Origin of the sequence: Bradyrhizobium sp., from assembly GCF_019242285.1 — a bacterium.
In the GTDB taxonomy this organism is placed as follows: domain Bacteria; phylum Pseudomonadota; class Alphaproteobacteria; order Rhizobiales; family Xanthobacteraceae; genus Bradyrhizobium.
This window is the reverse complement of record NZ_JAFAVV010000005.1, coordinates 1-12,030: the sequence shown is the minus strand read 5'-3', so window position 1 is coordinate 12,030 and position 12,030 is coordinate 1. Positions and strand designations below refer to the sequence as shown.

The following is a 12,030-nucleotide window of genomic DNA, read 5'->3' as shown; positions in this document are numbered from 1 at the left end:
ACCACTAGCGCGAAGCCGAGCACGGCAACAAAGAACAGCGATATGCGCGCGATGCCAGACGCGACCGCCGGCGAGACCAGAGCCACCGCGACCAGTGCGCCGAGGAAAGCGAGCCAGCCAATCGTGATGTGGGAATAGCGCACATGCCAGCGCGAGAGATTGAGATAAGCGAACAGGAACACCAGCAGCGTCGCGGCAAGGATCGCTTCGCCCGCGGAGCGCCAGACGCGCTCGGCGTTGTTCGACATGTCCAGCACCTTGCCCCAGAAGCCGAAGTCGACGCCGATATAGACCAGCACCGCCCAGGCGAGGGCGGCGGCCGGGAACATGATCGAGCCCTTGACCACGAACAGGATGGTCAGCACCAGTGCCAGCAGGCCGGAAATGCCGATCACGATACCCTGGTACAAAGTGAAGGAGTTGACCTTGTCCTTGTAGGCGTCGGGCTCCCAGAGATAGAGCTGCGGCAGCCTGTCGGTGCGCAACTCGGCGACGAAGGTGATCACCGCGCCGGGGTCGAGGGTGATGCGGAACACGTCGGCGGTCGGGCTCTCCTGGCGGTCCGGACGGTCGCCGGTCGAAGGGGTGATGGTGGCGATTCGCGACAGGCCCAGGTCGGGCCACAGCAGGCCCGATCCGACCACGCGGTAATGCGGCGCGACGATCAGGCGGTCGAGCTGGTCGTCGGTGTTGTTGGCGAGCGCGAACACCACCCAGTTCTGGCCGCCCTCGCGAGCCCGCACCTCGATGCGACGGACGATGCCGTCGGTGCCGGGCGCGGTCGAGACCTGGATGCGGTCAGTGTCGCTGTGCTGGTGCTCGAGAATGCCCGTCAGGTCGATCGCGGGCGCGTCGCCGCGGACGCTGACCGCGTCAAGCGCAAATGCCGGCGAAGCGGCAACAAGCATCATGAGGCCCAGCACAGGGAGCGCCAGGCACCTGATCAGGCGCAATGTCAGTTCTCCGCGTTCGGCGGTTCGGTCGCCAACCGATCATTGCCACGAATATGAGCAAAATCAAAGCGCTTCGGAACGTGCCTCGATGCTGTGGCTCAGACTGCTAACACAATTTTGCCAATATGTTCGGAGGTCTCCATGCGCCGGTGCGCATCCACGGCCTTTTCCAGCGGGAATGTGCTGTCCATCAGGGGTTTTATCCGCCCATCGCGCAGCAACGGCATCACCTTCGCCTCGATGGCGGCGACCATCGCCGCTTTATCCGCATTGCTACGGGGACGCAGGGTCGAGCCGGTATGGATGAGTCGTTTCACCATTAATTTGGAGAAATTGGTGGTCGCCTTGGGCGAACCGCCGAGGAAGGCGATCTGCACGATCCGGCCGTCGACGGCGGCCGCGTCATAGTTGCGGTCGATGTAGTCGGCCCCGACCATGTCGAGGATGACGTCGGCGCCGGCACCCGCGGTCGCGGTCTTCACCTCGGCAACGAAGTCCGCGGTCTTGTAGTTGATGGCGCGGTCGGCGCCGAGTTTCGTGCACGCATCCGCCTTGTCCTGCGAGCCGACCGTGACGATCACCTTGGCGCCAAAAGCCTTGCCGAGCTGGATCGCCATGGTGCCGATGCCGTACGAGCCGCCATGCACGAGAAGCGTCTCGCCGGTCTTCAGCGCGCCGCGCTCGAACACGTTGTGCCAGACCGTCATCAATGTTTCCGGCAGCGCGCCCGCTTCCAGAATGGAAAGCGCGGGCGGCACCGTGATCGCCTGGGCGTCCTGAGCGAGGCAATATTGCGCATAGCCGCCGCCCGCGACCAGCGACATCACCTTGTCGCCGAGCTTGTGCCGTCCGGCGTTGCTGCCGAGCGCCACCACCTCGCCCGCGACCTCGAGCCCGGGCAGGTCGCTCGCGCCGGGCGACGGCGGATAGGAACCGGAACGCTGCGCCACGTCGGGCCGGTTGACGCCGGCCGCCATCACCTTGATCAGGATCTGGTCGGCGCCGGGCGCGGGGACGGCGCGGGTCTCCGGCACCAGCACCTCGGGACCGCCCGGCTTGCTGATGGCGACGACGGTCATTTGCGCGGGCAGCTTTTCCATGGTGATTTGTCCTTCGCGGAGGGCCGTGAGGACTGCTTAGCCAGCCGTATCGGACCTGGCAACCGCAGGCCTTCGTCGACGGTTTCAACACAGGGGAGCACGCCATGGCGATCGAGGACGACGACAAGCCGAGGAGGAAGGTCAGCCACGAGATCGGGCAGGACCTGTCGCTGTTGTCGGTCGAGGAATTGACCGAGCGCATCGCGCTCCTGACCGGCGAGATCGCGCGGCTCGAGGCGGCGGTGACCAAGAAGCGTGTCTCGCGCGACGCTGCCAACAGCATCTTCAAGTCATGAGGCGTGAGCGCAAAAAAAGAGCCGCCGTTTCCGGCGGCTTTTGAAGTTGATAACAGGGAGGCGTCAAACAGAGTGGACAGGAGCCACTCGGTGTCCAAACGAGGACGGTGTCAGTCATAAACGCGAAAGCTTAATCGATCGTAAACGCGCGCATTTTTTTAAGGACTGTTAGCCATGTGGGTCATTGACCCACTGTGAAGGCATGAAGCGGATGGTCGGGAACTCTTTTCCGCCAAGGTCTGCGTATCGATAGCGGGGCCTCGGCCAGCGGATCAGGCGCATCGGCTGGAAACCATAAAAAGCCTTGCCGCTGGACTCTCGACCCCGGCCGGGCAATGATTTGTTCATCATAATCCGGCGCAAGTGCCGGTAAACGTAGCGTGCGGCGTCAAAGGGGCGTTAACCATGTCAGAGCGGTTGCAGAGCGGCAGCGCATTGGTCCAGTTCAGTGAAAGGCTGACCAATTCGGCTGCGTTTGCCAGTTTGTTCCGGGAGGGCATGGACCTCGTGGAAGAGACCGCCGCCTACCTCGACGGCGCCGGCCGCACCGAGGCCAAGACGCTCGATCGCGCCGCGAGCCTGACCTACGCCACCGAAAGCATGCGCCTGACCACCCGGCTGATGCAACTCGCCTCGTGGCTCTTGCTGCATCGCGCGGTGAAGGAAGGCGAGATGACGCTCACCCAGGCCAACCGCGAGAAGACCAAGGTCAAGCTCTCGGCCGCCGATCCCGGTCCGACCGACATGCTGGAGAAGCTGCCGCAGCAATTGCAGGACCTGATCGCCCGCTCGATGAGCCTGCAGTCGCGGGTGCGCCGGCTCGACATCACGATCCATACCCCGCCGGCCGAGCGCCAGCCGACCGGCAATCCGCTGGTACCGCAGCTCGACCGCCTGAAGGCCGCGTTCGAGCGATAAGGGCGGCAATTTTTCGTCTGCCTCGGTCATTGCAAGCGAAACAATCCATACTTCCGCTGAGGAAGCATGGATTGCTTCGTCGCTGCGCTTCTCGCAATGACGAAGTTCGTCGTGACGGGGTCGCCAAACGAAAAACGCCCCCGATCAGGGGCGTTTTGCTTAATGTAGGAGACCGGCCAATGGCCGCTCACTCCTTCTTGAGGAAACCCGAAAACTTCTTCTGGAAGCGCGACACGCGGCCGCCGCGGTCGAGGATCTGCTGCGAGCCGCCGGTCCAGGCCGGGTGCGACTTGGGATCGATGTCGAGGTGCAGCTTGTCGCCCTCCTTGCCCCAGGTCGAACGGGTCTGATACTCGATGCCGTCGGTCATTACGACCGTAATCGTATGATAGTTCGGATGAATTTCGGCCTTCATGGAATGTCCTCGAGGCGGCCTTCGCCTCTCTTTGATCTTCTGCAAGAATAGGGATTTGGCGGGCTCTATACCGTAGCCCTCTGCCCAAAACAAGCCGAGGCCCTTGAATATCTTGTCTGATTTGCGGGGGCACGCGGCCGAGCCTATCTCGGGCGGGTCAAGCGATGGATGAGTCTCAATGAGCGCAGTCGAACAGCTCGAACCAGAGGATGGTCGGGGCCACCCCGTCCCGGAGCCCGCGGTGACCGGAATTGCCGCCGCCGCCGAGGCGGCGTTGCCAAAAAGCCGGGCGCGGCTGCGGCCGCTGCTGGCGCTTTCGCCCTACATCGCGCGCTACCGCGGCCGCGCCATCCTGGCCTTCATTGCGCTGGTCGTCGCCGCAGTGACGACGCTGCTGGTCCCGGTCGCGGTGCGGCGGATGATCGATTTCGGCTTCACGCCGCGCGGCATTGCGCTGATCAACAGCTATTTCAGCGTCATGATCGCGGTTGTGGCCGTGCTTGCGCTCGCCAGCGCCTCGCGCTATTACCTGGTCATGACCATCGGCGAGCGCATCGTCGCCGATCTCAGGCGCGACGTGCTCGCGCATCTGATGTCGCTGTCGCCGTCGTTCTTCGATGCCGCACGCTCCGGAGAATTGGTCTCGCGGCTCACCGCCGACACCACCCAGATCAAGGCGGCGGCCGGCGCCTCGATCTCGGTCGCGTTGCGCAATTTGATGCTGTTCGTCGGCGCGGTGGCGATGATGGTGATCACGAGCCCGCGCCTTTCCGGTCTGGTGCTGCTCGCGATTCCCCTGATCGTGATGCCGCTGGTGGCGTTCGGCCGCTGGGTCAGGCGGCTGTCGCGCACCGCCCAGGATACGCTCGCCGATGCCACGGCCTATGCCTCCGAGCTGGTCGGGGCGATCCGCGTGGTGCAGGCCTATACCGGAGAGCGGCTCGCCAACGCGCGCTTCGGCAAGGAGGTCGAGCAGGCCTATGAGGCCGCGCGCCTCTCGACCAAGGCGCGCGCGGTGCTGACCGCGATCATCATCTTCATCGTCTTCACCAGCGTGGTCCTGATTCTCTGGATCGGCTCGCACGACGTGCTGACCGGCACCATCAGCGCCGGGCGGCTCGGCCAGTTCGTGCTGTACGCGGCCTTCGCGGCGGCGGGCCTCGGTCAGCTCAGCGAGGTCTGGGGCGAGGTCTCGGCCGCCTCCGGCGCCGCGGAGCGGCTGTTCGAGATTCTTCACGTCGAGCCGGACATCGCGGCGCCTGCGTCGCCACGGGCGTTGCCGAAACCGGCGCGCGGCGACGTCGGCTTCGACAATGTCAGCTTCGCCTATCCGATGCGGCCCGAGGTGAAGGTGATCGACCGCGTCTCGCTGTCGGTGCGCGCCGGCGAGAAGGTCGCGATCGTCGGCCCCTCAGGCGCCGGCAAGAGCACGCTGTTTCACCTCTTGCTGCGCTTCTATGACGCTGCGTCCGGGGTGATCTCGTTCGACGGCGTGCCGGTGCGAGAGGCCGATCCGCGCGAGGTGCGCAGCCGCATCGCACTCGTGCCGCAGGAATCGGTGGTGTTCGCAGCCAGCGCGCGCGAGAACATCCGTTTCGGCCGGCCCGAGGCGACCGACGCCGAGGTCGAGCGTGCGGCCGATCTCGCGCACGCGACCGAGTTCATCCGCCGTCTGCCGGAGGGATTTGAGACCCCGCTCGGCGAGCGCGGCGTCACGCTGTCGGGTGGCCAGCGTCAGCGCATCGCGATCGCGCGGGCCATCCTGCGCGATGCGCCGCTATTGCTGCTCGACGAAGCCACCTCGTCGCTCGACGCGGAGTCGGAGACGCTGGTGCAAACCGCGCTGGAGGAATTGATGCGCCACCGCACCACGCTGGTGATCGCGCATCGGCTGGCCACGGTGCTGTCCTGCGACCGCATCCTGGTGCTGGACCAGGGCCGCATCGTCGAGCAGGGCACCCACGCCTCGCTGGTTGCCTCCAACGGACTCTACGCGCGATTGGCGCGGCTGCAGTTCGAGGGGGCATGAAGCTACCGTCTTTTTGCGCGGCGGCAGCAAAGCACGTTTCCGAGCAATCACACCCGCGAAATATCGGGCGGGGAGGTGCAACCATGCCGCCCCCGATTGCGTTGCTTGGCGGAACTCTGCAATTGGAACCAAGTGACGGGTGACGATCATGCCATATCGCCGCGGCGGTTTTGTCCTAACGCCTCCATCGATGCTGCTCTTCGTGATCTCGCTGGTGCTGGCGCTGCTCGCGATGCTGATTCGCTACTTGCACGCGCCGGTCCCGATCATCAGCGGCTCGCACGTGTTCGACGTGCTCGCGATCGCCTATGTCGTGCTCGCGATCGGCGTGCTGTTCAGGGGAGCGTAGAGCGTTTTCGAGCGAAGTGGATACCGGTTCGCGTGAAGAAAACGCGTCAAAACAAAGAAGCTAGAGCTTCCGTTCCGATTCCATCGGAACGGAAAAAGCTCTAGGTCGAGGACGGAGCGCTTCAGCGCTCCGTCAGCTTCAGCTCGATGCGGCGGTTGCGCTTGTAGGCGTCCTCGGTGTTGCCGGTGTCGAGCGGCTGGAATTCGGCGAAGCCGGCGGCGACCAGGCGCTGCGCCGGCACGCCGAGCGAAATCATGTACTGCACCACCGAGATCGCGCGCGCCGACGACAATTCCCAGTTCGACTTGAAGATCGGGCTGTTGATCGGCCGCACGTCGGTGTGGCCGTCGACCCTGAGCACCCAGGCGATCTCGCTCGGGATCTGCTTGTCGAGATCGATCAGCCCGCTTGCGACCTTGTCGAGCTCGGAGCGCCCCTCCGGCAGCAGCGTCGCCTGCCCGGTGTCGAAGAACACTTCCGACTGGAACACGAAGCGGTCGCCGACGATGCGGATGTCGGGACGGTTGCCGAGAATGGCGCGCAGGCGGCCGAAGAATTCCGAACGATAGCGCGACAATTCCTGCACCCGCTGCGCCAGCGCGACGTTCAGCCGCTGGCCGAGATCGGCGATCTTGGTCTGCGAGTCCTTGTCGCGCTTCTCCGAGGCGTCGAGCGCCTCCTCCAGCGCTGCGAGCTGCCGGCGCAGCGCGCTGATCTGCTGGTTCAGCACCTCGATCTGCGCCAGCGCGCGGGAAGATACCTGCTTCTCCGAATCCAGCGCCTTGTTGAGCTCGGCAGTGCGGCCCGCCGCGTCGCTGCCGGCGTTGGCGAGGCCGTCATAGAGACCCTTGACGCGGTCGCGTTCCGCCACCGCCGAGGCGAGGCCTGCGCGCAATTGCGCGATCTGGTCGTCGAGCGACTGCTTGCCGAGCTTTTCCAGCGACAGCAGGTCGCTGAGCTGCGCGATCTTGGCGTTGAGCTCCTCCAGCGCCTTGTCCTTGCCGGTGACCTCCTGCGACAGGAAGAACTGCACGACCAGGAACACCGACAGCAGGAACACGATCGACAGCACCAGCGTCGACAGGGCATCGACGAAGCCGGGCCAGTAGTTGAAGCCGGATTCGGCGCGGCGGGCGCGGGCAAGGGCCATGGCAGGGCTCGCTAGGTTCGGTCGGGATGTCCCTGGAGGTTCATCCCTCAAGGTGAGTGACAGACGGCCTCGATGTTGTGGCCGTCGGGATCGAGCACGAAGGCTCCATAGTAGTTCGCATGGTAGTGCGGCCGCCGTCCGGGCGCGCCGTTGTCCCTGCCGCCGGCCGCAATGGCTTGCTCGTAGAACCGGTCGACGGTGGCGCGGTCGCCTGCGGCAAAAGCGATGTGGGCGCCGGTCTGCGCCGTGTCCTTCCGGCCGATCCAGAAGAAGGCCTTCGGCGCGATGCCGTAGCCCGCGAAGCGTTCACCTTCGGCGTACAACCGCGCGATTCCCAACGGTGCCAGTGCGCGATCGTAGAATTGCTTCGACCGTTCGATGTCGCCGACGCCGAGGGTGACGTGGTCCAGCATGCCTAGTTGTTCTCCGGCTGCCGTGCGAGCCGCTCCAGGAGCCGCTTGATCTCGCGGTTCTGCTCGCCCTGGCCGTCGGCCCATTCGCGGATCATCTGCTGCTCGGTGCGCATGTGTGCCACCAGCCCCTGGATCGCCTCGGCGAGGTTCGACATCGCGGCGGTGGCGGTGCGCGAGCTGCCGCCTTCCTCCATCGCCGTCTTCAGCTTCTCGAGCGCGACGGAGAGGTCGCCGCCGGTGCCGCCGTCGCCGCCATAATGGCGCACGGTGGTGGCGAGCCAGTCCTCGAGGTCGGTGTAGAAACGGTTCTGCGCCTGGCTGGATTGCAGGTCGAGGAAGCCGAGGATCAGGGAGCCGGCGAGGCCGAACAGCGAGGACGAGAACGAGATGCCCATGCCGCCGAGCGGCGCGGCGAGACCGCCCTTGAGCGTGTCGAACAGCGCGCCGGCATCGCCGCCGACCTTCAATTCGTCGATCACATGGCCGACCGAGCCCACGGTCTCGATCAGGCCCCAGAAGGTGCCGAGCAGTCCGAGGAAGACCAGAAGCCCGGTCATGTAGCGGGAGATGTCGCGCCCTTCGTCGAGGCGGGTCGCGATCGAATCCATCAGATGCCGCATGGTCTGCGGCGAGATCGTCATCCGCCCGGTGCGCTCGCCGCCGAGGATCGCAGCCATCGGCGCCAGCAGCGTCGGATGCCGGTCGACCGCCAGGCCGGGATCGGCGATGCGGAAGGTGTTGACCCAGGCGACCTCGGGATAGAGCCGGATCACCTGCCGGAACGACAGGATGATGCCGATCAGGGCCACGATGCCGATCAGGGCGTTGAGGCCGGGATTGGCCATGAAGGCGGTGACGATCTGCCGGTACAGCACGACCATCACCAGCGAGCACAGCACCAGGAACACCATCATCCGCACCAGGAAGATCCTGGGCGAGGACAGCTTGTTCAGTTCGATCTCCATCACGGATCGAGACGAGGGGACGGGAGGCATTTTGGCATCCATTGCGGGCAAACCGTTCTTTGGGCCGCACTATGGCACAGCGGGATCGGGAGAAAAGCAGAGATCGCCGCTCATGGCCAGCGGTGGGCGGGAAACTGGATTGAAGATCAAGGCGGGGACACGCACATGGCGATCAGCACGATTATGTTTAACGGGAAGGATCGGGCGTACTTATGACTGTCCTCGATTTTGAGGCACAAGGGCCGTCGCGCCGGCGTTGTCGGCGCGGATGATTGCACGCGATCGTCGCCGCAGCGATTGCGGGTCGAGCGTGCATCCCCAGTTGAGGCTTTGCGATGGCGGGATTGTGTCAATGTGCGAAGCTTGTTTATCGATGATTGGCCTCATCACGGCAACCTGGCGCAAGGGCCCAATCTGCGGTGCATTGTCATCGCACCGCGCCCCTTCCGCCTTGCGTCGCATCGCGGCCCGATTGGACGCCGATCGCAGGATGCGCCGCCGCGGCCAGCCGCGACTCACAATCAGGTGAGGCGCCGGAACGTCCGCTGATTTCAAGGAGATCGTGGCGTGTGACATTGGGCCGCGACGGTTCGTGTTGCGCCGCAATAGCAGCCGTTTATCTTCCATCCATGTCGGCCGGTTTGAGCCGCGGCGCGGACGCTGTTCCGTCCTTGCAAAGCTCGATTCGCCGGACGAATTCGGCGCGATCATCCTGCGCGCCAATGCCGACGGCTCGACGGCGCGGCTGCGCGACGTCGCCCGCATCGAGATTGGCGGCATGAGCTACCTGTTCAACACCCGCCTCAACGGCAAGCCGACGGCGGGCCTCTCGGTGCTGCTGTCGCCGACCGGCAATGCGCTGGCGACGGCGAGGGCCGTGGAGTCGAAAATGAAGGAGCTGGCGGCTTCTTCCTGGCCCTGCGCTTCCGCCCCATCATCATGACTGGCCTCGCCTTCGTCTGCGGCGTGATCCCGATGACCATCGCCAACGGCGCCGGCGCCGCCAGCCAGCAGGCGCTCGGCACCAGCGTGATGGGCGGCATGGTCGCAGTCGTGATCCTCGCGCTGTTGATGGTGCCGGTGCTCTTCGTCGTGGTGCAGCGCCGGCTCGCCGGAGATCGGGAGAAGGCGACCGAGAAGCGGGAGGCGTATGGGCCTGCGGCGCCGGCGCAGGGCACAGTGAAATGAGCTGAGATCAGACAAGCGATGCGCGACATTTCGCCGAGCTCGTGCTAACTTCACCCTAGTAGTGGTCATCCGCAACGAGAGAGGCGCGATGTCTCGACCCGTCATTTTCACGATTTCCGCGGCCTGGGACGACGAAGCCTCGGTCTGGAGTGGACATTGCGACGACATTCCCGCTGCAGCCGACGCGCCGACGCTCGATGAGCTCCTGGACAAAATCTCGGCGATGGCGCTCGATCTCTTGCCGGACAATCATCCTGACATCGATCCTCAGTCGCTATTCCTTCAGATCACGGCCCTGCGCGAGGCCGAGCCCGCCACGAGCTGAATGGCCCCACAATTCGATCGCGTCTTGCGGGAGTTGCTGAAGGCTGCTGGCCGCACGATGGTGCGTCAGGGAAAAGGTAGCCACGAGATATGGCACAGCCCGATTACAAAACGCAACTTTGCAGTACCCGTCGGAATTCCCAGCCGACACACGGCCAACGCCATTCTGCGTCAGGCGGGGTTGCCCGAGGCGTTTTGAACTGGCCGCAATTCCAGTCTGCTACTTCCCCGCCGCCTTCAGCATCTTCACCAGTTCGCCATGCACGAACTCGTTGCCGCACACCACGTGCCCGCTTCGGAGCGCGTCGTCCTTGCCGTCGATGCCGCTGACCATGCCACCGGCTTCGCGGATCATGATCTGGCCGGCCGCGATGTCCCAGGGCTGCAGGTTGCGCTCCCAGTAGCCGTCGAGCCGGCCGGCGGCGACGAAGGCGAGGTCGAGCGCGGCGGCGCCGAACCGGCGCAGGCCCGCCACCTTGTCCTGGATCGCGATCATCTCGGCGCGGAACTCCGCGTGGTCGCCGCGGCCGATATGCGGCAGGCCGCAGGCGATCACGCACTCATTGAGCTTGCGGCGGCCGGCGACGCGCAGCCGCTGGTCGTTGAGGAAGGCGCCCTTGCCGCGCTCGGCGATGTAGAGCTCGTCATTGGCGGGATTGTAGATGACGCCGGCGATGATGGTGTCCTCGCGCTGCAGCGCGATCGAGATCGCGAATTGCGGGATGCCGTGCAGGAAATTGGTGGTGCCGTCGAGCGGGTCGACGATCCAGGTGTGGCTCTTGTCGGTGCCGTCGCGCGTGCCGCCTTCCTCGCCGATGAAGCCGTAGCCGGGCCGCGCCTTGGCGAGGTCGGTGTAGAGCATCTCCTCGGCGCGCTTGTCGGCGAGCGAGACGAAATTCGCCGGCCCCTTCAGCGAGACCTGGAGGTGCTCGATCTCGTTGAGATCATGCTTGAGGCTGCGGCCGGCGCGGCGCGCAGCCTTGACCATGACGTTGATGAGAGCGGAATGCAGCATTGGAAAATCGCTTCCACGGCGGTGGTGCGCTGCCTCTCCCTGGGGAGAGGGCGGGGGTGAGGGGATACGGTCTCAGTGGGGTTCGACCCCCTGACCCGGCGTTGCGCGCCGACCTTCCCCGCAGGGGAGAGGTGAAACGGAGTGTGGGGTGCCCTGCGCGCGCGGCGGCGTCAAGCTCATTTGTTGGCGAGATTGCCGAACCAGCGCCGCACCAGCGTCTCGACCTTGGCCCGATCCTGGTCGCTCAGCTCGGCATATTGCGCGTCGAGCACCGGGTCGCCATTGCCCGCGGTCTTGGCGATCTGGTGCCATTTGAAACCTTCGATCTTGTCCATCGGCACGCCGAGACCGGCGACCAGCACATGGGCCAGCCTGTTCTGCGCGATCGCGCTGTTCTGCCGGGCAGCCTTGCGCAGCAGCTCGACGGCGGCCGCCTCGTTCTTCGGCGTGCCGGTGCCGTTGTAGAGCGCGATGGCGTATTCGACCTCGGCATCGAGATTGTCCGCCAGCGCCGCGGCCTGCAAGAGCTGCGCGGCCTTCGCGGGGTCCTTCGCCACGCCGGTGCCCTCCTTGTAGAAGGTCGCGAGCGCGTATTGCGCTTCCGAATTGCCGGCATCGGCGGCGATGCGAAGCAGCTCGGCGGCGCGCATCAGGTCCTGCGGCAAGGTCTGGCCGTCGAGATAGAGCAGCGCCAGATTATAGGCCGCCTTGGGTTCGCCGAGCTTGGCCGCCGAGGCCAAGAGCTTGACCGCGGCATCCTTGTCCACCGTGCCGCCGCGGCCGGCGATCTTCATCATGGCGAGCGCGAACATCGCCTCGCGGTCGCCGGCATCGGAGGCGCGCTTGTACCAGTCATCGGCCTTGGCGTAGTCGCGCTTGACGCCGAGCCCGTTGGCATAGAGCTCGCCCAGCATC

Annotated in this window: 15 protein-coding genes and 1 pseudogene; 8 read left to right on the top strand and 8 right to left on the bottom strand. The window is 65.2% G+C overall.

Annotation, left to right across the window (positions count from 1 at the left end; translation table 11 throughout):
* Window positions 1-953, bottom strand: a 953-nt coding sequence (locus tag JOY90_RS00300) for a 7TM-DISM domain-containing protein (protein ID WP_291689180.1), incomplete at its 3' end; no start/stop codon positions are given.
* Window positions 954-1,051: 98 nt separating this feature from the next.
* Window positions 1,052-2,053 carry an NAD(P)H-quinone oxidoreductase gene (locus JOY90_RS00295; protein WP_291689179.1) on the bottom strand — a complete coding sequence of 334 codons (1,002 nt, stop codon included), beginning with the start codon at window positions 2,051-2,053 and terminating at the stop codon, window positions 1,052-1,054.
* Window positions 2,054-2,157: 104 nt separating this feature from the next.
* On the opposite strand from JOY90_RS00295, the gene JOY90_RS00290 reads away from it, so the two are divergent.
* The gene (locus JOY90_RS00290; RefSeq protein WP_291689178.1) at window positions 2,158-2,349 is read left to right on the top strand and encodes a DUF1192 domain-containing protein; all 192 of its coding nucleotides are present in this window, start codon (window positions 2,158-2,160) and stop codon (window positions 2,347-2,349) included.
* Window positions 2,350-2,754: 405 nt separating this feature from the next.
* Window positions 2,755-3,267: a DUF1465 family protein gene (locus tag JOY90_RS00285; protein WP_291689177.1), complete on the top strand. Its 513-nt coding sequence runs from the start codon at window positions 2,755-2,757 to the stop codon at window positions 3,265-3,267.
* Between the two features lie 187 nt (window positions 3,268-3,454).
* Here JOY90_RS00285 and rpmE read toward each other — a convergent pair whose 3' ends face one another.
* A complete protein-coding gene (rpmE, locus tag JOY90_RS00280) occupies window positions 3,455-3,682 on the bottom strand; it encodes a 50S ribosomal protein L31 (protein ID WP_291689176.1) in 228 nt (75 codons plus the stop codon).
* 178 nt (window positions 3,683-3,860) lie between these two features.
* Between rpmE and JOY90_RS00275 the strand changes: the two genes are divergently transcribed.
* Together JOY90_RS00275 and JOY90_RS00270 are read left to right on the top strand one after the other, a co-directional pair.
* Window positions 3,861-5,711: an ABC transporter ATP-binding protein/permease gene (locus tag JOY90_RS00275; protein ID WP_291689175.1), complete on the top strand. Its 1,851-nt coding sequence runs from the start codon at window positions 3,861-3,863 to the stop codon at window positions 5,709-5,711.
* 190 nt (window positions 5,712-5,901) lie between these two features.
* Window positions 5,902-6,060 carry a hypothetical protein gene (locus tag JOY90_RS00270; RefSeq protein WP_291689174.1) on the top strand — a complete coding sequence of 53 codons (159 nt, stop codon included), beginning with the start codon at window positions 5,902-5,904 and terminating at the stop codon, window positions 6,058-6,060.
* Window positions 6,061-6,181: 121 nt separating this feature from the next.
* On the opposite strand, the gene JOY90_RS00265 is transcribed toward JOY90_RS00270, so the two are convergent.
* Genes JOY90_RS00265 through JOY90_RS00255 form a run of 3 tightly spaced genes read right to left on the bottom strand, consistent with a single transcriptional unit; the run spans window position 6,182 to window position 8,618 of the window.
* Entirely contained in the window at window positions 6,182-7,210 is a 1,029-nt protein-coding gene (locus JOY90_RS00265) for a peptidoglycan -binding protein (protein WP_291689173.1), read from the bottom strand.
* Window positions 7,211-7,257: 47 nt separating this feature from the next.
* Window positions 7,258-7,623, bottom strand: a complete 366-nt coding sequence (locus JOY90_RS00260) for a VOC family protein (RefSeq protein WP_291689172.1) — start codon at window positions 7,621-7,623, stop codon at window positions 7,258-7,260.
* A gap of 2 nt (window positions 7,624-7,625) precedes the next feature.
* On the bottom strand, window positions 7,626-8,618 hold the full coding sequence (locus JOY90_RS00255; protein WP_291689171.1) for a flagellar motor protein MotA: 993 nt from the start codon (window positions 8,616-8,618) through the stop codon (window positions 7,626-7,628).
* Between the two features lie 532 nt (window positions 8,619-9,150).
* Here JOY90_RS00255 and JOY90_RS00250 point away from each other — a divergent pair.
* From JOY90_RS00250 to JOY90_RS00235, 4 genes and pseudogenes are all read left to right on the top strand, one after another.
* A complete protein-coding gene (locus JOY90_RS00250; protein WP_367276859.1) occupies window positions 9,151-9,531 on the top strand; it encodes an efflux RND transporter permease subunit in 381 nt (126 codons plus the stop codon).
* Window positions 9,507-9,776: pseudogene (locus JOY90_RS00245) on the top strand (efflux RND transporter permease subunit); the annotation flags it as partial. The gene JOY90_RS00250 and the pseudogene JOY90_RS00245, both read left to right, overlap by 25 nt.
* An 88-nt stretch (window positions 9,777-9,864) precedes the next feature.
* Window positions 9,865-10,101 (top strand): DUF1902 domain-containing protein, encoded by a 237-nt coding sequence (locus JOY90_RS00240; protein WP_291689170.1) that lies wholly within the window; start codon window positions 9,865-9,867, stop codon window positions 10,099-10,101.
* Window positions 10,102-10,299, top strand: coding sequence for a type II toxin-antitoxin system HicA family toxin (locus tag JOY90_RS00235; protein WP_291689169.1), 198 nt, complete (start codon window positions 10,102-10,104; stop codon window positions 10,297-10,299).
* 21 nt (window positions 10,300-10,320) lie between these two features.
* Here JOY90_RS00235 and JOY90_RS00230 read toward each other — a convergent pair whose 3' ends face one another.
* Window positions 10,321-11,115: an inositol monophosphatase family protein gene (locus JOY90_RS00230; protein WP_291689168.1), complete on the bottom strand. Its 795-nt coding sequence runs from the start codon at window positions 11,113-11,115 to the stop codon at window positions 10,321-10,323.
* 176 nt (window positions 11,116-11,291) lie between these two features.
* On the bottom strand, window positions 11,292-12,030 hold a 739-nt coding region (locus JOY90_RS00225), incomplete at its 5' end, for a tetratricopeptide repeat protein (protein ID WP_291689167.1).